Genomic DNA, 21,120 nt, shown 5'->3' with positions numbered 1-21,120 from the left:
GCCCTTGATCACCTATCGGTAAATTTTCGCCGCTCGTGGATCTCGTACTCCCCAAGAGCGAACAAGAAACCCACAGTGAACAGCCGAGAGCAGTCAGTTTCGCTAATCCGCTTCCTATATGAGACCACGGCCTTACTCTGAGTACAGCGTCGGTGGGGGCCGACGCTTATCAGGGGGCGAGACAGTCAGGTACGACGCCCGGGGTGGGGTAGCAATCACTGCACGGCGGCGGCCGTGCGGGTTGCGGTGACCTTGCGCCGGGCGCCGTACCCGGCACTTTTTCTCGGTGTTCCGGGATCTTTCATCCGGTGACGTGGGGGGTTGTCCGTGGCACGTATTCGGGTTCTCGTGGTCGATGACCATCGTATTTTCGCCGAGTCCTTAGCGGCCGCCCTCGCGGCGGAGCAGGACGTGGACGTGGCGGCGGCCGGAAGCGGTCCGGCGGCGCTGCGCTGTCTGGAGCGCGCGGCGGCGGAGGGGCGCCGCTTCGATGTCCTGCTGGTCGACGCCGACTTGGGCACGGCCGCCGACGGTGTGGGGCCACCGCTTCCGGTGCCGGCCGAGCTGCCCTACGGCGGGGCGAACGGCGCGGCGCACAGCGGTATCCATGGCGGGCCGCGCGTCGGCGCGCACGGCGGGCCGCTCGGCGCGGCCAACGGCGGTCCGGCCCGGGCGGTGAACGGCCGGGCGGCCGACGGCATATCGCTCGTCGGTGCGGTCCGCTCCGCCCAGCCGGGGGTGCGCACCGTGGTGCTGGCCGAGCGCGACGATCCGCGCCGCGCGGCGGCGGCGCTCCAGGCCGGGGCGTCCGGCTGGGTCGCCAAGGACTGCTCACTGGTCCGGCTGCTCGCGGTCATCCGGGGGGTGCTGCGGGAGGAGACCCATCTGCCGCCCGCCCTGCTCACCGGCGTTCTGCGGGAGCTGACGGCCGCCCGTAAGCACCGCACCGAAAGTGAGCGGCTGGTCGAGTCGCTGACGCCGCGTGAGCGGGAAGTGCTGCGCTGCATGGTGGCCGGGCTCGGCCGTAAGGCCGTCGCCGAGCGGCTCTTCCTCTCCCCGCACACCGTCCGCACCCATATGCAGAATGTGCTGGGCAAGCTGGGTGTGCACTCCACGCTCGCGGCCGTGGCGCTGGCCCGCAGGGCCGGTGTGGGCCCGGTCGACCTAGCCGGGGAGATTGTCGAACGGGGCGGTCAACTGGCGTAGCAGCGCGGCCAGTTCGGCGCGCTGGGCCTGGGAGAGCTCGGCCAGGATGGCGTGCTCATGGGCCAGCAACCCGGCCAGTGCCTGATCGGCGCGGTCACGCCCTTCGGCGGTCAGCCGGACCAGCACACCGCGCCGGTCACTGGGGTCGGGTCCCCGCTCGACGAGGCCCCTCTTGGCGAGCCGGTCGATGCGGTTGGTCATGGTGCCCGAGGTGACCAGAGTCTGGGTCAGCAGCTGCCCGGGGGAGAGCTGATACGGGGGCCCGGCCCGGCGCAGCGAGGTCAGGACGTCGAACTCCCAGGGCTCCAGATGGTGCTCGGCGAAGGCGATCCGCCGTGCCCGGTCGAGATGGCGGGCGAGCCGGCTGACCCGGCTGAGCACTTCGAGCGGTTCCACGTCGAGGTCGGGGCGTTCCCGCCGCCACGCCGCGACCAGCCGATCGACCTCGTCCTCCATGGCGATCAGTGTAGTGGGTCTGTCGACATGAAGTCTCTTGACATCAAGAGATAACGTGGAGCACGGTAAGGCGCCGGGACGCGCAGCAGCGGCCACGGAGCCTCGTATCGACCGTACCCGCAGGGGGATCGACCATGACCACCGCGCCCAACTGGGACCCTCGGCAGTATCTCCGCCACGCCGGCCACCGCACCCGCCCCTTCCTGGACCTGCTGGCCCGCGTCCCCGAGCTGCCCACCGACCCCGGCCGCCCGCCCCGCATCGCCGACCTGGGCTGCGGCGCCGGGAACGTCACCGCCCTGCTCTTCGACCGCTGGCCCGACGCCCAGGTCACCGGCCTGGACAGCTCCGCCGAGATGCTCGCCGAGGCCCAGCCCCTCGCGGGCCCCACCACGGGCGGCGGCCGCCTCGACCTCCGGCAGGCCGATGTGCGGAACTGGGCGCCGGACGAGTCCTACGACCTGATCGTCTCCAACGCCGCCCTCCAGTGGATCCCCGGCCACCCCGACGCCTTCCCCGGCTGGCTGGCCGGAGTGCGCCCCGGCGGCACCTTCGCCTTCCAGGTCCCCGGCAACTTCACCGCCCCCAGCCACACCCTGCTGCGCGACCTGTGCAACGCCCCCGAATGGCGCGACCGCCTCGCCGCCTGCCTCCGCGACCCGGCCACCGTCCTGGAGCCCACCGAGTACCTGGAGCGCCTGGCCGCGCTCGGCTGCGAGGTCGACGCCTGGGAGACCACCTATGTGCAGATCCTGACCGGCCCCGACCCCGTCCTCGACTGGGTCAAGGGCACCGCCCTGCGCCCGGTCCTGACCGCCCTCGCCGACGACCCACCCGCCCGCGACCGCTTCCTCGCCACCTACGCCGCCCTCCTCCGCGACGCCTACCCCTCCGCCCCCCACGGCACGGCCTTCCCCTTCCGCCGCATCTTCATCGTCGCTCACCGGGTCCCCCGATGATCACGGCCCTCGACCATGTCCAGCTCGCCGCCCCACCCGGCAGCGAAACCGCGCTGCGCGCTTACTACGGCGGGGTGCTCGGCCTGGCGGAGGTCCCCAAACCGCCCGCCCTGGCGGCCAACGGCGGCCTGTGGTTCGCCCGCGGTCAGGTCCAGCTGCACCTGGGCATCGACCCGGACTTCCGCCCCTCCCACAAGGCCCACCCGGGTCTACGGGTCGTCGGCCTGGAAGCCTTCGCCGCCCGCCTCGCCGGGCACGGTGCCCAGGTCGTCTGGGACGGGAAACTGCCGGGCCACCGCCGCTTCTACTCCGAGGACCCGGTCGGCAACCGGCTCGAGTTCCTGGAGCCGGTTGGGTGAAACCACCCGATCGGATGATCCGGTTGGAACTGATGGAGGAGGTGCTTCACGACGACCGCTCTCGCGCATGAGCCGTGCTCTGCCGTGGACGACGGGTTGCCCCCGGCCGCCGGGCAGGAGGCCATGTCCCTGGACGAGGTGCTGTGGCAGGCGTGGAAGGCCATGGAACTCCCCGAGGGCTACCGGGCCGAGATCGTCGAGGAGTTCATCGAGGTGTCGCCCACCGGCCGTCGCCGTCATACCGTGATCATCAACCGCCTCCGCCGGGCCCTGGAGGCCCGACTCGCAGATGGCGACCATGCCGCCTACCAGGACGGCAATCTCATCCACCGCCGCAAGGTGTGGATCCCCGACCTCTTCATCGCCCCCGAAGACCTCGACGAGATCCCCGACGAGGAAGATCTCGGAGTGGACGCGAGCGGGATCGCGGCGGTCTTCGAGGTGGTCCCGCCGGGCCGGGAAGCCCAGTCGCGCGACCGGAAGCGCAAGCGCCGCGCCTACGCCCGTGCGGGCATCCCGCTCTACGTCCTGATCGACGACTTCGACGGCGACGGCACGGTCGTCATCCTCACGGCACCCGACCCCGACAAGGCCGTCTACGCCGACGAGCACCGCGTCCCCTACGGCACCGACGCCGTCATCCCCGACGGCCCCGCCAAGGGCTTCGTCATCGGCGAGGTCATCGTCGGGCCGTGACGCTCAGCCGTTCCCGTCCCGGGTGAACCGGGTGCCGGTAAAGCCCCGTCCCGCGGAAGTCGCGTTCCCGTGACGACCTCGGCCCATACGGTCAGTCCCTCCCGGGAGCGTCGCCCGCCCCAGCGGTCTGCCAGTGCCGCGACCATGAACAGATCGCGGCCGTGCTCGTCGTCCCCCTCGGGCGGAGCGCCGCCCGCAGGGATGAGGAGGCGCCGGTCAGTTCTTGCGGTGGCCTATCAGGCGCGGCTTCTGCTCCAGGCCGTCCAGGCCGTGCCAGGCCAGGTTCACCAGATGGGCCGCGACCTCGGCCTTCTTGGGTTTGCGGACGTCCAGCCACCACTGGCCGGTCAGGGCGACCATGCCCACCAGGGCCTGGGCGTAGAGGGGGGCCAGTTTGGGGTCGAAGCCGCGGGCCTTGAATTCCAGGCCCAGGATGTCCTCCACCTGGGTGGCGATATCGCTGATCAGGGAGGCGAAGGTGCCCGTGGACTGGGCGACGGGGGAGTCGCGGACGAGGATGCGGAAGCCGTCCGTGTACTCCTCGATGTAGTCCAGGAGGGCGAAGGTGGCCTGCTCGCACAGCTCGCGCGGATGGCCCGCGGTGAGGGAGGTGGTCACCATGTCGAGCATCCGCCGCATCTCCCGGTCCACCACGACCGCGTACAGCCCCTCCTTGCCGCCGAAGTGCTCGTACACCACCGGCTTGGAGACTCCGGCCTTCGCCGCGATCTCCTCCACCGAGGTGCCCTCGAAGCCGCGCTCGGCGAAGAGCGTGCGACCGATGTCCAGCAGCTGCTCCCGGCGCTCCTTGCCGGTCATCCGGACCCGGCGGGGCCGCCGGGCTCCGGATCCGGAGGGTCGGTCGGCCCGGCGCGGCCGGTCCTTTTCACCGCTGGTATTACTGTCGGTCGCCACGCGCTCCATCATGCCGCTCCGGCGGTCTCCTTCTGACGGCGGGCATCGATACGGTCCTGGCTCGGCCACCGGACGTCATACGCCCAGCCCGCCTTCTCGAACCAGCGGATGATCCGGGCGCTGGAGTCCAGCTGCCCCCGCATCACCCCGTGCCGGGCGCAGGTCGGGTCCGCGTGGTGCAGGTTGTGCCAGGACTCGCCGCACGAGAGCACCGCGAGCCACCACACATTGCCGGAGCGGTCGCGCGACTTGAACGGGCGCTTGCCCACCGCGTGGCAGATCGAGTTGATCGACCACGTCACATGGTGCAGCAAGGCCACCCGGACGAGTGACCCCCAGAAGAAGGCGGTCACCGCGCCCTGCCAGGACCAGGTCACCAGTCCGCCGATCACCGGCGGCACCATCAGGGAGACCACGGTCCACACCACGAACTGCCGGGAGATCGCCCGGATGGCGCCGTCCTTGACCAGATCCGGTGCGTACTTGGACTGCGGCGTCTGCTCCTCGTCGAACATCCAGGCGATATGTGCCCACCACAACCCCTTCAGCAGGGCCGGCACGGTCTCGCCGTACCGCCACGGGGAGTGCGGGTCGCCCTCCGCGTCGGAGAACTTGTGGTGCTTGCGGTGATCGGCCACCCAGCGGACCAGGGGGCCCTCCACGGCCAGCGACCCCGCGATCGCCAGCGCGATCCGCAGCGGCCGCTTCGCCTTGAACGAGCCATGGGTGAAGTAGCGGTGGAAGCCGATCGTGATGCCGTGGCAGCCGATGTAGTACATCGACACCAGGAGCGCCAGATCCAGCCAGCTGACCCCCCAGCCCCAGGCCAGGGGAATCGCCGCGACCAGCGCGACGAAGGGGACGGTGATGAACAGGAGAAGGGTGATCTGTTCGATGGAGCGCTTGCTGTCCCCGCCGAGCGTGGCGGAGGGAAGCGGGGCCTCCTGGGCCTTCGGCGTGTCGTTGACCACGTCGGGGCTTGCAGTCATGGGATCCCTCGTGGGGCTCGGGGGCATGGCTACGGATGCGTAACCTACGGCGTCGTAAGTATGGCAGGGCCGGGAAGCGGGGCAATAGGGCTCTGGTCTCACCCAGGGTCGTGCCGCCTATCCTGGTGAGCGTCGGACAGCGCGGTCCGCACATGGCCGAAAGCACCGGGTCAGCAGCCCGCGGCGCCCGCCGCGCACGCTCTGATGCCGCGCTTCGAACCCCGTTCACTGCAAGGAGCCCGCACCTGTGAGCAGTGCCGACCACACCAACGCCGCCCTGCGTGCCGATATCCGCCGTCTGGGTGACCTGCTCGGTGAGACCCTCGTCCGACAGGAGGGCCCCGACCTCCTCGACCTCGTCGAGCGCGTCCGCGCCCTCACCCGCAGTGACGGCGAGGCCGCGGCCGACCTGCTCGGCTCCATCGACCTCGAGACCGCGGCCAAGCTGGTCCGCGCCTTCTCCACCTACTTCCACCTGGCCAACGTCACCGAGCAGGTGCACCGCGGCCGCGAGCTGCGCGCCCGCCGGGCCGCCGAAGGCGGCATCCTCGCCCGCACCGCCGACCAGCTCAAGGACGCCGACCCCGAGCACCTCCGGGAGACCGTCGCCAACCTCGGCGTACGCCCCGTCTTCACCGCCCACCCCACCGAGGCGGCCCGCCGCACCGTCCTCACCAAGCTCCGACGCATCGCCGAGCTGCTCGACACCCTCGCCGTCGGCGGTGACGCCCGCCGCGCCGACCTGCGGCTCGCCGAGAGCATCGACCTGCTCTGGCAGACCGACGAGCTGCGCGTCGCCCGCCCCGAACCCGCCGACGAGGCCCGCAACGCCATCTACTACCTCGACGAGCTGCACGCCGGTGCCGTCGGCGACGTCCTCGAGGACCTCACCGCGGAGCTCGAGCGCGTCGGCGTCGAGCTGCCCGCCACCACCCGCCCGCTCACCTTCGGCACCTGGATCGGCGGCGACCGCGACGGCAACCCCAACGTCACCCCCGAGGTCACCCGCGATGTCCTGATCCTCCAGCACGAGCACGGCATCACCGACGCGCTGGAGATCATCGACGAGCTGCGCGCCGCGCTCTCCAGCTCCATCCGCAACACCGGCGCCTCCGAGGAGCTCCTCGCCTCCCTCCAGCGCGACCTCGAACTGCTGCCCGAGATCAGCCCGCGCTACAAGCGGCTCAACGCCGAGGAGCCCTACCGGCTCAAGGCCACCTGCATGCGGCAGAAGCTCGTCAACACCCGCGAGCGGCTCGCCGGGGACACCCCCCACCAGCCCGGCCGTGACTACCTCGGCTCCGGCGAGCTCCTCGCCGACCTCCACCTCGTCCAGGACTCGCTGCGCGCCCACCGCGGCCAGCTCATCGCCGACGGCCGGCTCGAACGGTCCATCCGCACCCTCGCCGCCTTCGGCCTCCAGCTCGCCACCATGGACGTCCGTGAGCACGCCGACGCCCACCACCACGCCCTCGGCCAGCTCTTCGACCGGCTCGGCGAGGAGTCCTGGCGCTACGCCGACATGCCGCGCGACTACCGGCGCAAGCTGCTCGCCAAGGAGCTGCGCTCCCGGCGGCCCCTCGCCCCCACCCCGGCGCCGCTGGACGCCGCCGGTGCCAAGACCCTCGGCGTCTTCCACACCATCCGCGAGTCCTTCGAGCGCTTCGGCCCCGAGATCGTCGAGTCGTACATCATCTCCATGTGCGCCGGCTCCGACGACGTCTTCGCCGCCGCCGTCCTCGCCCGCGAGGCCGGGCTGATCGACCTCCACGCGGGCTGGGCCAAGATCGGCATCGTGCCGCTGCTGGAGACCACCGAAGAGCTGAAGATCGCCGACAAGCTCCTCGACGAGATGCTCGCCGACCCCTCCTACCGGCGGCTCGTCGCCCTCCGCGGCGACGTCCAGGAGGTCATGCTCGGCTACTCCGACTCCTCCAAGTTCGGCGGCATCACCACCTCCCAGTGGGAGATCCACCGCGCCCAGCGGCTGCTGCGCGACGTCGCCCACCGGCACGGCGTACGGCTGCGGCTGTTCCACGGCCGCGGCGGCACCGTCGGCCGCGGCGGCGGCCCCACCCATGACGCGATCCTCGCGCAGCCGTGGGGCACCCTCGAGGGCGAGATCAAGGTCACCGAGCAGGGCGAGGTCATCTCCGACAAGTACCTCGTGCCCTCGCTGGCCCGCGAGAACCTGGAGCTGACGGTGGCCGCCACGTTGCAGGCGTCCGCCCTGCACACGGCCCCGCGCCAGTCCGACGAAGCGCTCGCCCGCTGGGACGCGGCCATGGAAACCGTCTCCGAGGCCGCGCACGGCGCCTACCGTACGCTCGTCGACGACCCCGACCTGCCCGCGTACTTCTTCGCCTCCACGCCGGTGGACCAGCTCGCCGAGCTCCACCTCGGCTCCCGGCCCTCCCGCCGCCCCGACTCCGGCGCCGGCCTCGACGGGCTGCGGGCCATCCCGTGGGTCTTCGGCTGGACCCAGTCCCGGCAGATCGTCCCCGGCTGGTTCGGCGTCGGCTCCGGCCTCAAGGCCGCCCGCGAGGCCGGGCTGGACACCGTCCTCGACGAAATGCACCAGCACTGGCACTTCTTCCGCAACTTCCTCTCCAACGTCGAGATGACGCTGGCCAAGACGGATCTGCGGATCGCCCGGCACTACGTGGACACGCTGGTGCCGGATGAGCTGAAGCACGTCTTCGACGTGATCCAGAAGGAGCACGAGCTGACGGTGCGGGAGGTTCTGCGGATCACGGGTGGACGGGAACTCCTCGACTCCAACCCGGTGCTGAAGCAGACGTTCCACGTCCGGGACGCCTACCTCGACCCGATCTCGTACCTTCAGGTGACCCTGCTCCACCGCCAGCGCACCGCGGCCGAGCGGGGCGAGGACCCCGACCCCCTGCTCGCCCGGGCGCTCCTCCTCACGGTCAACGGTGTGGCCGCGGGTCTCCGCAACACGGGCTGACGACGGCGTGCACCGGACACCACCGGGCGGGGCCCACTCCTGGTGGAGTGGGCCCCGCCCGGTGGTGTCGGTGAGGTAGTGGGAGACGTCCGGGGGCTCCGCCCCCGGCCCCCCGCCGGGCAGCAGGCTCCGCCGCTGCCGAGCCCGGTCCCCGCTGGATCGCCGCGCAAGCGCGCTCGCTCGGCATGGGGTTTCTCGCCGGGTTCGGCGTCTCTGGCCTGCCGCGATGGCGAGCACCCTCACCGGGGCATCCGGCGGTGCTGGGTGCGGCACCTCTTCCCCGCCGCGATGGCGAGTACCCCTCGCCGGGGTGTCCGGCGGTGCCGGGCTGCCCGTGTGCCGTTGGTGGCTGGCCGCCATTGTTCTTCTGCCGGGTGCGGCACCTCTTCCCCGCCGCGATGGCGAGGTCCCCTCGCCGGGGTGTCCGGCGGTGCCCAACTGCCCGTGTGCGGTTGGTGGCTGGCCGCCATTGTTCTTCTGCCGGGTGCGGCATGCCTTGCCCGCCGCGATGGCGAGTACCCCTCGCCGGGGTGTCCGGCGGTGCCGGGCTGCCCCCGTGTGCGGTTGGTGGCTGGCCGCCACAGTTCTTCTGCCGGGTGCGGCATGCCTTGCCCGCCGCGATGGCGAGTACCCCTCGCCGGGGTGTCCGGCGGTGCCGGGCTGCCCGTGTGCGGTTGGTGGCCGCCCGCCACAGTTCTTCTGCCGGGTGCGGCATGCCTTGCCCGCCGCGATGGCGAGGACCCCCCGCCGGGGTGTCCGGCGGTGCCGGGCTGCCCAAGTCAAGCGAGAAGACCGGTCGCACCAGCGGTGAGGTGGTCCCGGGACGAAGGGTGAGCGCAGACCCAGGAGGGGCACCCGGTGAGCGCTACAGCGTAAGCGTGGCGAAGGAGGCGCCCAGCAGTGCCGCGCCCAGGAGGCCCATGGCCCAGCCCGTGCGGCGCAGGCCCAGGCCGCCCGCGACGATCAGGGAGGTGAGGAGGAGGGAGCCGCCGAAGGGGACCCAGGCGTGGAGGATGCCGGCGGCGCCGGTGCGGACGGCGTGGTCCGTGCCGGGTTTGAGGACCACCGGCACCCGGTCGCCCGTTCCGTTCGTGACGGCCTCGTCGATCCGTACCCGGCCACGGGACTTGCCGCCCTCGCGGGCCGGGGTGAAGGAGCCGGTGCACCATTCGTCGCCGCAGTCGGAGACCGTCACGGTGCCGCGCTCAAGCCCCTTGGTGAGCATCGACGGCTTGGCGTCACCCCAGGAGGACCACACCCCGGCGACCAGGATCAGCAGCGCGACAAGCGCCATTGCCACGTTCTTCGCCAGCAACAGGAACCCGTACGCGCTCTCGCCCGCCCGCCGCGTACGGCTGCGCTTGGTCACACCGGTGGAAGCCATGGCGGCGATCCTCGCCATCCCCGGGCCGCCGGTCAACCTTCCGCCGAACAAACGGGCGAACGGCGTTTTTCAGGAGTTGTACGTCCCCTGCGCGCGCTCCAGCCCGTCCGCGATGAGCGTCTCCACCGCGTCCGCCGCGCGGTCCACGAAGTAGTCCAACTCCCGGCGCTCCGCAGCGGAGAAGTCCTTGAGGACAAACGCCGCGACATCCATCCGGCCCGGCGGACGGCCGATTCCGAAGCGCACCCGGCAGTAGTCCGCGCCCAGCGACTTGGTGATCGACTTCAGCCCGTTGTGGCCATTGTCACCACCGCCGGTCTTCAACCGCAGTGCCCCGTAATCGATGTCCAATTCGTCGTGGATGGCCACGACATGACCGACCGGCACCTTGTAGAAGTCGCGCAGCGCGGTCACCGGACCGCCCGAGAGGTTCATGAAGGACATCGGTTTGGCGATCACGACGCGGCGGCTCGCCGGTCCGGGCGGACCCACCCGGCCCTCGACGACCTGGGCCCGCGACTTGTGCGCCTTGAACCGGGCGCCCATCCGCTCGGCCAGCAGATCGGCCACCATGAAGCCGACGTTGTGGCGGTTGCCCGCGTACTCGCCGCCGGGGTTGCCGAGGCCCACCACAAGCCAGGGGCTCGTGTCGTCCGTCATCTGGATGTCTCTCCTTGAGGACGGCCGCCGCCCCGCACCCCGGGGGGCGGGACGGCGGCCGGAGAAGCGAAAAGGGAGCAGGCGCAGATTACGCCTCGGCGCCCTCGGCCTCGCCCTCGGCGCCCTCCTCGGCCGGAGCCTCGGCCTGGGCGGCGACCACCTGGAGCACTGCCGCGTCCTCCTCGACGGCCAGTGTGGTGCCCGCCGGGAGGGTGATGTCCTTGGCGTGGATGGTGGCGCCCGCGTCCAGGCCCGCGATGGAGACGGTGACCGACTCCGGGATGTGGGTCGCCTCGGTCTCGACCGGCAGGGCGTTCAGCAGGTGCTCGAGCAGGTTGCCGCCCGGGGCCAGGTCGCCCTCGGTGAGGATCGGCACCTCGACGGTGACCTTCTCACCCTTCTGCACCAGCAGCAGGTCGATGTGCTCCAGCACGCCGATCTTGATGGGGTGACGCTGCACGGCCTTCGGGATGACCAGCTCGTCCTTGCCGCCCTCGACGTCCAGACGGATCAGCACGTTCGGGGTCTTCAGCGCCATCAGCAGGTCGTGCGCCGGCAGCGTGACGTGCAGCGGCTCGACGCCGTGGCCGTAGACCACGCCGGGAACGCGGTCGGCGACACGGGCCCGGCGGGCGGCGCCCTTACCGAACTCGGTGCGGGGCTTAGCGGAGATCTTGACCTCGGCCATGGGGCACTCCTCGTAGATCGTTTGCGGTGTGTGGGCGTCACCCGGCCCACGACAGACCTGCTACGAAGAGCGCGTCGATAACGGACAGCCGCTGTGAGAAGCGGCCTCCCTCGCCGAGCAACCCCACGATTCTACCAATGGCTGAGAGCGCCTGGAGCCAACGGCTGAGGCCACCCCCTGACGGGAGTGGCCTCTACGTCCGGTTCCGCGAGGTTAAGCCGCTCACGCCTGCTCCTCGAACAGGCTGGTCACCGAGCCGTCCTCGAAGACCTCCTGGACCGCGCGGGCGATCGTCGGCGCCATCGACAGCACGGTCACCTTGTCCAGCTCCACCTCGTTCGGAGTCGGCAGGGTGTTGGTGAAGACGAACTCACTGACCTTGGAGTTCTTCAGCCGGTCCGCGGCCGGACCGGACAGCACACCGTGGGTGGCGGTCACGATCACGTCCTCCGCGCCGTTGGCGAACAGCGCCTCCGCCGCCGCGCAGATGGTGCCACCGGTGTCGATCATGTCGTCGACCAGCACACACACCCGGCCCCGCACATCGCCGACCACCTCGTGCACCGTGACCTGGTTGGCCACGTCCGGGTCCCGCCGCTTGTGCACGATCGCCAGCGGCGCGCCCAGCCGGTCGCACCAGCGGTCCGCGACCCGGACCCGGCCGGCGTCCGGCGACACCACGGTGAGCTTGGACCTGTCGACCTTGGCGCCCACGTAGTCGGCGAGCACCGGCAGCGCGAAGAGGTGGTCCACCGGACCGTCGAAGAAGCCCTGGATCTGGTCGGTGTGCAGATCGACCGTGAGGATCCGGTCGGCGCCCGCCGTCTTCAGCATGTCGGCGATCAGCCGGGCCGAGATCGGCTCGCGGCCACGGTGCTTCTTGTCCTGACGGGCGTAGCCGTAGAACGGAACGATCACCGTGATCGAGCGCGCGGAGGCCCGCTTCAGCGCATCGATCATGATGAGCTGCTCCATGATCCACTTATTGATCGGAGTCGTGTGGCTCTGGATCAAAAAGCAGTCGGCACCGCGCGCCGACTCCTGGAAGCGGACGTAGATCTCGCCGTTGGCGAAGTCGAATGCCTTGGTCGGGACCAAGCTGACGCCCAGCTCATGGGCGACCTCCTCGGCCAGCTCGGGGTGGGCGCGGCCGGAGAAGAGCATCAGCTTCTTCTCGCCGGTCGTCTTGATCCCGGTCACAACAAGTCTCCTTGGATGTCACTTTGGTGCACTTCTCACCGTACGCCCCGCACGGTGTACCTGTGCACATGTCACTGCTGGCCCTCGTCCTCCCGACGAGCGGCCTCGGCGGCTCGCGCCGCGGCGCTTCCGGGGCGCTTGCGGGCGACCCAGCCCTCGATGTTCCGCTGCTGTCCGCGTGCGACGGCGAGCGAGCCCGGGGGCACATCCTTGGTGATGACCGATCCGGCGGCGGTGTAAGCACCGTCCCCGATCGTGACGGGAGCCACAAGCATGTTGTCGGCCCCGGTCCGGCAGTGGCTGCCGATGGTGGTGTGGTGCTTGTTCACACCGTCGTAGTTCACGAAGACGCTGGCGGCCCCGATGTTGGACTGCTCGCCGATCGTCGCGTCGCCCACGTAGGACAGATGCGGCACCTTGGTGCCCTCGCCGATCGTGGCGTTCTTCATCTCCACATACGTGCCGGCCTTGGCCTTGGCCCCCAGCCGGGTCCCGGGGCGCAGATATGTGTACGGCCCCACGTTCGCCCCCGCGCCGATCTCCGCGCCGTCCGCGACGGTGAACGAGACGACCGCGCCCCGGCCGACGGTGGTGTCGGTGAGCCGGGAGTTCGGCCCGACCTCGGCGTCCGTGGCCAGGTGGGTGGCGCCCAGCAGCTGGGTGCCGGGGTGCACCAGCGCGTCCGGCTCGAAGGTGACGGTCACGTCGATCCAGGTGGTGGCGGGGTCGACGACGGTCACCCCGCTCAGCATCGCCCGCTCCAGCAGCCGCTCGTTCAGCAGCCTGCGGGCCTCGGCCAGCTGGACCCGGTTGTTGATCCCGAGGATCTCGCGGTGGTCGCCCGCCACGCACGCGCCCACCCGGTGCCCGGCCTCGCGCAGGATGCCGAGCACATCGGTGAGGTACTCCTCACCCTGGCTGTTGTCGGTGCGCACCTTGCCGAGGGCGTCGGTGAGCAGCTGGGCGTCGAAGGCGAAGACCCCGGAGTTGATCTCGCGGATCGCGCGCTGCGCGTCGGTGGCGTCCTTGTGCTCCACGATCGCGGTGACGGCGCCGGTCGCGTCCTCCCGCACGATCCGGCCGTAGCCGGTGGCGTCGGGGACCTCGGCGGACAGCACGGTCACGGCGTTGCCGTCGGCGTCGTGGGCCGCGGCGAGCCGCTGGAGCGTCTCGCCGGTCAGCAGCGGGGTGTCACCGCAGACGACGATCACGGTGCCGTCGAGGGCGACCCCGCTGTCGGACAGCTCCTCCAGGCCCATCCGGACGGCGTGCCCGGTGCCGTTCTGCTCGTGCTGGACGGCGGTGCGCACCTCGGCGTCGGTCTCGGCCAGATGCGCGGAGACCTGCTCCCGGGCGTGGCCGACCACGACCACGAGGTGTTCGGGGGAGAGCTCACGGGAGGCGGCGACGACATGCCCGACGAGGGAGCGGCCGCAGAGGGCGTGCAGAACCTTCGGGGTCGCCGATTTCATGCGGGTGCCCTCACCCGCTGCGAGGACGACGACGGCTGCCGGGCGGTTGGCGCTCACGGGTGTGCCCTTCGGCTTCGGGGGTGGACACCCGCAGGATACCGAGAGGTTTCCGGGCGGAAAGGAAGGAGGGTCCCGAGCCGGGCGGTGCCGTCCAGCCAGGACCCGAACTTAGAGCTCCCCTGCCAGGACTCGAACCTGGAACAAAGCGTCCAAAGCGCCACGTGTTGCCGATTACACCACAGGGGATGGCAAAAGTTGCCAAATCGGACAACCGCTAAATCGTCGACCTGGCCCCCACCACTATGCCGTACCACCAGCCTTCGATGCGACGGTATAGGTCAGCCCCTTTGAGGGTGCGGACCACGAGACACCCTCGGTAGTGCTCGCCGACGTTCTTGCGGACGGTCTTCGGGTTGTGCTTCTTCAGGGTGGTCTTCTCGAAGGTGTCGACGTCTACACCGACCAGGTCTGCCCAGTAGTGTTCTGCGTCGGCCACCTGGGCGGATTCGTGGATCATCACCCGGTAGCGGATACGCCCCGGCTCGACCCCGAGCAGACTGAGCCATGCGAGATAGGTCTGGATCACGCCGGGGTCGCTGTTGATGAAGACGACGGCTTCACTGCGACGATGGAGTTTGCTCTTGCTGCCCTCGGACCAGTACAGCCCCACGCCCACCAGGAACAGCTCCCGGTCCGTCAGTGCGCCGATCTCCCGTGCCGCCGCGAGTTTCGTCCGCTGCCGCCCGATCTCCCGCTGCCGCATCGTCGCCTCCCAGCCCCGCTTGGCGATCGCCGACGCCTCCTCCCGGGTGCGGGGCGGGCGATCCGGTTTCGGCAGGTCGCGGGTCCAGAGTGAGATGGAGCTCTTGGAGCAGCCGAGCTCCAGTTGGATCCTGTCGTAGGTCATCCCCTGGAGCCGCATCTCGCGCGCCCTGGCCCGGAGGTCGTCCTTGGCGTTGGGGCGCTTGGTCCACTCGGGGGGCGGCTCGCCCTCCAGGAGGCGGTTCAGGATGTCGTTGTTGCTCACCTTCAGCCGGTCGCGGATCTGTCTGCGGCTCAGCCCTTCCCTCCGTAAGGCGATCGCCCGTTCTCTCAGTTCTTCGAACGTGGTCGTCCCGTCGAGCAGGCCGCCCACGCTGTCGCCGTCGCGGCGCCGTGGTGTGTTCATGGCTACAGGGTCGTTCGATGTCCGGACGCGCCGGGTCGAAAATGTGGGCGATTCATTCGTTCGAGTTAAATGGGCGATTTTGCCTGATGTTCGAGTCTCTTGTGCGCCGCCGTGTCACCGGGAAAAGCGCTGGCGCCCGGCCGTAGGCTGGTCGCTATGAGTTCGACGGGGGAAGAGGCCGCGGGCGCGCGGGGCGCGCCCGCGGGGCCGTGGTGGTGGGCGCGGCGGCGGAGCATGGGGCTCGATGTCCTGCTCGCCGTGGCGTCGTCGATCGAGTGCGCGGCGGAGGGTGTCGGATTCGCCCACGATGCCCGGATCCCGGTGGCCGCCGGGGTGCTGATCGGAGCGCTCGTCGGCGCCACGCTGGTGCTGCGGCGCCGCTGGGCGATCGCCGTGGTGCTGATATCGATCGCGGTCTCCCCCGCCGAAATGGGTGTGCTGCTCGGCGTCGTGGGGCTCTACACCCTCGCCTCGTCCGAGGTGCCGCGCCGGATCACGGCGGTGCTGGCCGGAATGGCGGCGGTGGGCAGCTTCCTCGTCACGGTGATCGGCCTCCGCCGGGACAGTCCGCAGAACGGTGTGGGGACCTCCGTATGGGAGGCCCCGATGTTCGCCATGGTGCTCACCCTGGGGCTGACCGGCCCGCCGGTGCTGCTGGGGCTGTACGTCCGGGCGCGGCGACGGCTGGTGGAGAGCCTGCGCGAGCGCGCGGACGGCCTGGAACGGGAGCTCTCGCTGCTCGCGGACCGGGCGGAGGAACGGGCCGAGTGGGCCCGTAACGAGGAGCGGACCCGGATCGCGCGGGAGATGCACGACGTGGTGGCGCACCGGGTGAGCCTGATGGTGGTGCACGCGGCGGCCCTCCAGGCGGTGGCGCTCAAGGATCCGGAGAAGGCGTCGAAGAACGCGGCGCTGGTGGGCGACATGGGGCGGCAGGCGCTGACGGAACTGCGGCAGATGCTGGGGGTGCTGCGGTCGGAGGACGGTCTGCGGGGGGCGGCGTTCGCCGCCGGGTCCTCGTCTTCCGCCGCCGCTGGGTTTTCCTCCTCCGGGGCCTCCGGGGCCTCCGGGGCCTCCGGGGCCTCCGGGGCCTCAGGCGCCTCCGATGCCGCCGGGTCCTCCGCCGAGCAGAGGCCGCTGGCGGGGGTGGCGGCCGCGGCCTCTGCCGCCGCGGAGGCCGCGGGAGCGGCCGGGAAGGGCGTGGAGGTGGCCGGGGGGCCGCGGCTGGCGGAGCTGGAGGCGCTGGTCGGGCAGTCCCGGGCGGCGGGGATGGCCGTGGAGCTCTCGGTCGAGGGCGAGGAGCGGCGGTACGCGGCTCCGGTGGAGCAGACGGCCTACCGGGTGGTCCAGGAGGCGCTGACCAACGTCCACAAGCACGCCCCGGGCGCGAGCGCCCGGGTCCGGGTGGCGCACCGCACCGCCGAGATCGCGGTGCTGGTGGAGAACGGGCCATCGGAGCGCGGCGCGGCGGACGCGGGGCTGCCGAGCGGGGGGAACGGCCTGGTCGGGATGCGGGAGCGGGTCTCGACGCTCGGCGGGGGATTTGTGTCGGGCGCCACGGAGGCGGGTGGTTTCCGGGTGTCGGCGGTCATCCCGGACGGGACGGATGGGCCTGACGGTCCTGGCCGCAGGGATGAGACGGACCGGGCGTCTCGTGTGGAACAGCCCGCCGACCGTTCGGCGGGCCGCACCGCGGCCGAGCGCCGCGGCGGGGGCGGGGGCGTGGAGCGGGCGAAGAGCGCCTAGCGGGTGTCCGACGGGTTCGGCCGCCTGCGGCGGGCTTGTTCCCCTCCTCGCCCCTTCCCGAACCTGGGACTGCGCCCCAGACCCCCGGGGGACCGGGGCTGCGCCCCTGCCACGCGTCGGAACCGCACATCGGCACGGCCCCGCGCCCCTTCGGGGCGCCTCCGCCCGGGCCCGACAGCGCGGCCGGGGGCACCTCCCGGCGGTAGCGGGGGTGCTGTGCCGGGCGTAGCGGGCCTGCGGCGATCCGCCGGACAGGGCCTGGCGCCGGCGCCGATCGGGTGGTGCGCGGTACGCGCGTTACGCACGGGTCAGCCTGGCCGGGAGCGCGCCCGTGACCAGGGTGCTGAGGGCGGCGTCCAGGGTGGGGCCCAGGTACCAGTCCCCGGTGTGGTCGAGGCTGTAGATCCGCCCCTCCGCGTCGATGGTCAACACCGCCTGCCCGTCGGCCTCCTCGCCCAGCGGGCTCATCTCGGTCTCCAGGGCCCGGCCCAGATCGCCCAGGGTGCGGGCGAGATGGAGGCCGAGCAGGGGATCGATACGGAACGGGGTCGGGGCGATCTCGCGGCCCGCGCCGGGCGGCTGGATGTGCAGCCCGCCGAACTCCGCCCATGCCTCGACCGCCGCCGGGAAGACGGCGTGCCGGTGGCCCGCGGGCGATGTGTGGGCGCGCAGGGTGTCGGCCCAGACCTCGGCGCGTTGCATGTCCCAGCGGCCGGGCTGCCAGCCCGCTTCGCGCAGGGCGGCGTCGACGGCGACGGAGAAGCGGGTGACGTCCAAGCGGTCGATCGGCTGTCGCGCCGGGCGTGTCGGCTGCTGTGTCGGTGCTCCTCGCGGGGCCTGGGCCGTCTGTGGTGCCTGTGGTGCCTGATGTGCCTGGCTCACGTGCTCTCTCCCACCACCCGTACGCCGAAATGGGCCAGCAGCGCGGCGCAGGACAGACAGGGCGGGGCGTAGCTGCCGTGCTGCGGGTCGCCCGCCTCCCGGATCCGGCGAGTGGTGAGTTTGGCCTGTTTGAGGGAGCGGCGGGCCTCACCCTGGGTGAGCGGTTTGCGGGAGGCGCGCTTGGAGCGGCCGGCCTCGACGTTCGCCAGGTGGCGGGAGAGCAGGATCACCTCGGGGCAGCGCCCGGTGAATCGTTCACGCTGGCCGCTGGCGAGCGCGTCGAGGAATTCCCGCACCAGCGGATGGAGCGTCGGCGGTTGGTCGGCCTTGCCGCCGGTGCAGGTCAGCGTATCGCCGCGGACGGACAGCGCGGCCGCGACGGCGGGCAGGATGCCGTCGCGGCGGCGGTGCAGCGGCGGTGGGCCGGCGTCGGGGTCGACGCTGCTCCATCTCAGCCGGGGGTCGCCGGCCGCGGGGGTGGCGCCGTCGCCGCCTCCGTTGCTCTGCGTGATGTGCATGTGGTGGATCCCTCCCTGTGCAATCCCCCGGTTGCAATGATCAGATTGCCAAATCCCGCGGGCGCTGCGGTAGTCCGGGTCTGAACGACCTGGTGGGGACGGAGGCCGTCGTGAGGGTGGATGGCCGCCCGGTTCGGACGGTTGCGTCACCGCATAGGCTGTGCCCAGTAGCCAGCATCAGCAGGGGGCAACCGCCATGACGACAGGTCGGCTCGGGCAGCATGCCGCGCCACCGAACACGGCCTACGCCGGGCAGGTCGTGCACTTCCCGGATCCGGTCCGGGCCGCGCGCCACCCCAAGGGTGTCCGCGTGGACGAAAACGGCTTTCCGGACTTCTCGCCGTATGCTCGCGCGGCCGCCGAAATCGCCGAGCCCCCGGAGGGGTTCGGCGTCGACGAGCTCCGGCTGACGGACTACGTCTCGGCGAACGCCGCGCTGCACGCCACCGGGCACGAGCTGTGGAACGGGGCGTCGGCGGTGGCCACCCCGCACGGCTGGACCTGGCACCACGTCGTCGGCACCCGGCGCATGGAGCTGATCCCGGTCGAGGTCAAGGCGCTGCTGCGGCACCACGGCGGGCTCGCCACGGCCCAGGTCGACCAGGAGAAGCGGGGCACCCGCCCGCTCCAGGAGACCCGGCCGATGCATGTGGGCCTGCCGCTGCGGGGCATCTCGGTCACCGAGGAGCAGGTGCTCGGCGTCGAGGAGGACCTCGGCTACCGGCTGCCCGATGCGTACCGCGCCTTCCTCAAGGCGGCGGGCGGTTGCGCACCGGTCGGCACGGCGCTCGACCCGGAGCTGGGGCTGCTGATCGACCAGCCCTTCTTCACGGTGCGCGACGAGGCGGCGGTCAACGACCTCGTCTATATCAACAAGTGTCTGCGGGACCACTTCACCAAGGACTACCTGGGCGTCGGCTTCGTTCAGGGCGGTGTGATCGCGGTCAAGGTGAAGGGCGACGCGATCGGCTCGGTGTGGTTCTGCGCGTACGACGACGCGCGGGACCGTGACGGCTGGACGGTCCAGGAGCGGGTGGAGCGGCTGTTGCTGCCCTGCGGCGACGACTTCGACGCCTTCCTGCTCCGGCTGGCGGGCAATCCGCCGGAGCTGGAGACCGTGGCGAACCTGATGGTGGACGGTGGATTCGCGTACGCCGTCCCGGTGGAGGGGTGAGCGCGATGGTGACCTTCGCACAGGCGCAGGAGCGCGCGGAACTCTGGATCAACGGCGATGTGCCGGCCTATCAGCAGCGCGAGGCGCGGGTCCGGGAGTTCGACCTGGGCTTCGTGGTCTGGGCCGAGGACCGCCCGGACGGCCCGGTCTCGGGCAGCGGTGCCGAGGGCACCCGGATGGTGATCGCCCGCGACAGTGGCGAGACCACGCTGTGGCCGGGGCTGCCGGTGGGCGAGGTGATCCGCCGTTACGAGGAGCGGTACGGCACGACCGACGGCTCCCGCGACGAGTCCACCACCGGGCGGCAGCAGCGCATCGATCTGAACGCGACGTCCTTCCTGCTCACTCCGCCGGAGTGGTTGCAGGAGGCGGCGGACGCGATGAGCAGCCGGTCCGAAGGGCGGCTGGACCTTCCCGAGCAGCGGGCGGGGGCGGAGCCGGATGCCGCCGCGGCTGCCGGTTCCGCCTCGGCTCCGGGTCCTTCGGCGCCTCCTGGGCCTCCTGCTCCGCCCGCTCCGCCGGCCGCCGGTGCCGCCTCACCTCCCTTGCCGCCGGAGGACAACTGGCCGCCGGCCGGTGGGCCGGGGCCCGGGGCGGCGGGACACGGCTCCCAGGGGTTCGACGACTGGCCGTCGGACGGCGGGGCGCGGAGCGCCGGTCCGGACGCGCCGCACGGTGCGCCGGGTGCTCCCCCCGCTCCGCCCGCGCCCGTGCCGGGCGCGTCCGCTCCGCCTGGGCCCGTGCCGCCCGCGCCCGTTCCGGGCGCTCCCCGGGACCGGGGCGGGGCCATGGACGACTGGCCGTCCGACGGTGTCGCGCGCCCGCGAGCGGGCGACCGGCCGCAGGACGGCCCGCCCGCGCCGGGTGCCCCTGCCGCGCCCGGTGCCCCGTCCGGCGGTGAGGGCTGGCGGAACGCGCCGCCTCCGCCCCCGCCCGGTGGCGGCAGCCCGTGGGCGCCGCCCACGCCGGGTGCCGGTACGCCCTCCTCGGGGGGCCAGGCCGACAACGCGGCCACGCCCGGCGGCGGTACGCCGTGGGCCGGTACGGACATCAAGGGCGACGATGACGACGACCGCTCGGTCGCCCCGCCCGCCACGGTCTTCGCCCCGCCGCTCGCGGGCTCCGACGACGAGGACACCCCGGCGCCGGGCATACGGCCGGACGCCAAGACCGAGTTGATGTCCGGCGGCAGCGCGCTGCCGCCCACGGCCATCGCCCCGTCCCTCGACTTCCCCGGCCAGCAGGGCGGCCCCGGTGCCCCCGGCCCCGGTGCCCCTGGCGCTGGTCCCGGTGCCGGTCCGGGTGCCGGTCCCAACGCGAGCGACATCGCGGACGCCGCCACCCGTAAGGCGGGCGGCGGTCCGACGCCCCCGCCGCCCGGTGCTCCGGGGACCCCGGGTGCGGACTCCGCGCCTCCGCCGCCCGCGCCGTCCGGGCCCGGTGCCTCCGGCGCTCCGGCCGGGGGGTACATACCGACGCAGCTGGTCTCGCAGCTCGACTCCGACAGCCTCGGCGGCGCCCCGCAGCCTCCCGGCCCGCCCGGCGCCCATGGCGCTCTCGGTGCTCCTGGTGGCCCTGGTGGCCCTGGTGGTCAGGGTGGTGGGCAGACGCCGCCTCCGCCCGGTGCTCCGGGTGCGCCGGGCGGCGGTGTGCACGCTGCCGCGACGATGCTCGCGGGCG

Annotated in this window: 18 protein-coding genes, 1 tRNA gene and 1 pseudogene; 8 read left to right on the top strand and 12 right to left on the bottom strand. The window is 71.9% G+C overall.

The window, feature by feature from the left end; genetic code table 11:
- Positions 1-327 precede the first annotated feature (327 nt).
- Entirely contained in the window at positions 328-1,206 is an 879-nt protein-coding gene (locus tag ABD329_RS31590; RefSeq protein WP_198280273.1) for a response regulator transcription factor, read from the top strand.
- Here the strand turns inward: ABD329_RS31590 and ABD329_RS31585 are convergent.
- Positions 1,165-1,662 (bottom strand): MarR family winged helix-turn-helix transcriptional regulator, encoded by a 498-nt coding sequence (locus tag ABD329_RS31585; RefSeq protein WP_198280272.1) that lies wholly within the window; start codon positions 1,660-1,662, stop codon positions 1,165-1,167. The two genes, ABD329_RS31590 and ABD329_RS31585, sit on opposite strands and share 42 nt — an antisense overlap.
- A 134-nt stretch (positions 1,663-1,796) precedes the next feature.
- Here ABD329_RS31585 and ABD329_RS31580 point away from each other — a divergent pair, with 134 nt between their 5' ends.
- The 3 genes from ABD329_RS31580 to ABD329_RS31570 all read left to right on the top strand — a co-directional run bounded on the left by ABD329_RS31580 (position 1,797) and on the right by ABD329_RS31570 (position 3,676).
- Positions 1,797-2,621, top strand: a complete 825-nt coding sequence (locus tag ABD329_RS31580) for a trans-aconitate 2-methyltransferase (RefSeq protein ID WP_344317247.1) — start codon at positions 1,797-1,799, stop codon at positions 2,619-2,621.
- A complete protein-coding gene (locus tag ABD329_RS31575) occupies positions 2,618-2,980 on the top strand; it encodes a VOC family protein (protein WP_344317246.1) in 363 nt (120 codons plus the stop codon). The genes ABD329_RS31580 and ABD329_RS31575 overlap by 4 nt, the downstream gene beginning before the upstream one ends.
- An 84-nt stretch (positions 2,981-3,064) precedes the next feature.
- The gene (locus ABD329_RS31570; RefSeq protein ID WP_425574403.1) at positions 3,065-3,676 is read left to right on the top strand and encodes a Uma2 family endonuclease; all 612 of its coding nucleotides are present in this window, start codon (positions 3,065-3,067) and stop codon (positions 3,674-3,676) included.
- 216 nt (positions 3,677-3,892) lie between these two features.
- Here the strand turns inward: ABD329_RS31570 and ABD329_RS31565 are convergent, their stop codons facing one another.
- Together ABD329_RS31565 and ABD329_RS31560 are read right to left on the bottom strand one after the other, a co-directional pair.
- Positions 3,893-4,600 (bottom strand): TetR/AcrR family transcriptional regulator, encoded by a 708-nt coding sequence (locus ABD329_RS31565; protein WP_198277654.1) that lies wholly within the window; start codon positions 4,598-4,600, stop codon positions 3,893-3,895.
- Complete coding sequence (locus ABD329_RS31560; RefSeq protein ID WP_198277650.1) at positions 4,600-5,580, bottom strand: acyl-CoA desaturase; 981 nt, start codon at positions 5,578-5,580, stop codon at positions 4,600-4,602. The genes ABD329_RS31565 and ABD329_RS31560 overlap by 1 nt, the downstream gene beginning before the upstream one ends.
- 247 nt (positions 5,581-5,827) lie before the next feature.
- Here ABD329_RS31560 and ppc point away from each other — a divergent pair, with 247 nt between their 5' ends.
- Positions 5,828-8,548, top strand: a complete 2,721-nt coding sequence (gene ppc, locus ABD329_RS31555; protein WP_198277649.1) for a phosphoenolpyruvate carboxylase — start codon at positions 5,828-5,830, stop codon at positions 8,546-8,548.
- Between the two features lie 865 nt (positions 8,549-9,413).
- Here the strand turns inward: ppc and ABD329_RS31550 are convergent.
- The 7 genes from ABD329_RS31550 to ABD329_RS31520 all read right to left on the bottom strand — a co-directional run bounded on the left by ABD329_RS31550 (position 9,414) and on the right by ABD329_RS31520 (position 15,120).
- Positions 9,414-9,932 (bottom strand): hypothetical protein, encoded by a 519-nt coding sequence (locus ABD329_RS31550; protein ID WP_198277648.1) that lies wholly within the window; start codon positions 9,930-9,932, stop codon positions 9,414-9,416.
- A gap of 69 nt (positions 9,933-10,001) precedes the next feature.
- Entirely contained in the window at positions 10,002-10,592 is a 591-nt protein-coding gene (gene pth / locus ABD329_RS31545; protein WP_198277647.1) for an aminoacyl-tRNA hydrolase, read from the bottom strand.
- Positions 10,593-10,680: 88 nt separating this feature from the next.
- Positions 10,681-11,280: a 50S ribosomal protein L25/general stress protein Ctc gene (locus tag ABD329_RS31540; protein ID WP_198277646.1), complete on the bottom strand. Its 600-nt coding sequence runs from the start codon at positions 11,278-11,280 to the stop codon at positions 10,681-10,683.
- A gap of 222 nt (positions 11,281-11,502) precedes the next feature.
- Entirely contained in the window at positions 11,503-12,480 is a 978-nt protein-coding gene (locus ABD329_RS31535) for a ribose-phosphate diphosphokinase (protein WP_198277645.1), read from the bottom strand.
- Between the two features lie 71 nt (positions 12,481-12,551).
- Positions 12,552-14,009, bottom strand: a complete 1,458-nt coding sequence (gene glmU / locus ABD329_RS31530; protein WP_198277644.1) for a bifunctional UDP-N-acetylglucosamine diphosphorylase/glucosamine-1-phosphate N-acetyltransferase GlmU — start codon at positions 14,007-14,009, stop codon at positions 12,552-12,554.
- Between the two features lie 117 nt (positions 14,010-14,126).
- Positions 14,127-14,198: transfer RNA gene (locus ABD329_RS31525), tRNA-Gln, on the bottom strand.
- A gap of 28 nt (positions 14,199-14,226) precedes the next feature.
- A complete protein-coding gene (locus ABD329_RS31520; RefSeq protein ID WP_246618518.1) occupies positions 14,227-15,120 on the bottom strand; it encodes a hypothetical protein in 894 nt (297 codons plus the stop codon).
- Between the two features lie 156 nt (positions 15,121-15,276).
- Here ABD329_RS31520 and ABD329_RS31515 point away from each other — a divergent pair, with 156 nt between their 5' ends.
- A complete protein-coding gene (locus ABD329_RS31515) occupies positions 15,277-16,866 on the top strand; it encodes a sensor histidine kinase (protein WP_344317244.1) in 1,590 nt (529 codons plus the stop codon).
- Positions 16,867-17,163: 297 nt separating this feature from the next.
- On the opposite strand, the gene ABD329_RS31510 is transcribed toward ABD329_RS31515, so the two are convergent.
- Positions 17,164-17,652: an SUKH-3 domain-containing protein gene (locus ABD329_RS31510; protein WP_198277652.1), complete on the bottom strand. Its 489-nt coding sequence runs from the start codon at positions 17,650-17,652 to the stop codon at positions 17,164-17,166.
- 92 nt (positions 17,653-17,744) lie between these two features.
- Positions 17,745-18,266 (bottom strand): YwqJ-related putative deaminase, encoded by a 522-nt coding sequence (locus ABD329_RS31505; protein WP_164436668.1) that lies wholly within the window; start codon positions 18,264-18,266, stop codon positions 17,745-17,747.
- A 196-nt stretch (positions 18,267-18,462) separates the two neighbouring features.
- On the opposite strand from ABD329_RS31505, the gene ABD329_RS31500 reads away from it, so the two are divergent.
- Positions 18,463-19,440 (top strand): HNH endonuclease, encoded by a 978-nt coding sequence (locus ABD329_RS31500; protein WP_198277643.1) that lies wholly within the window; start codon positions 18,463-18,465, stop codon positions 19,438-19,440.
- A 5-nt stretch (positions 19,441-19,445) separates the two neighbouring features.
- Positions 19,446-21,120 (top strand): annotated as a pseudogene (locus ABD329_RS31495) (SUKH-4 family immunity protein); the annotation flags it as partial.

The sequence above is a fragment of the Streptomyces javensis genome (assembly GCF_039525925.1).
Classification (GTDB): Bacteria; Actinomycetota; Actinomycetes; order Streptomycetales; family Streptomycetaceae; genus Streptomyces; species Streptomyces asiaticus.
This window is presented reverse-complemented; position numbering and strand designations above follow the sequence as displayed.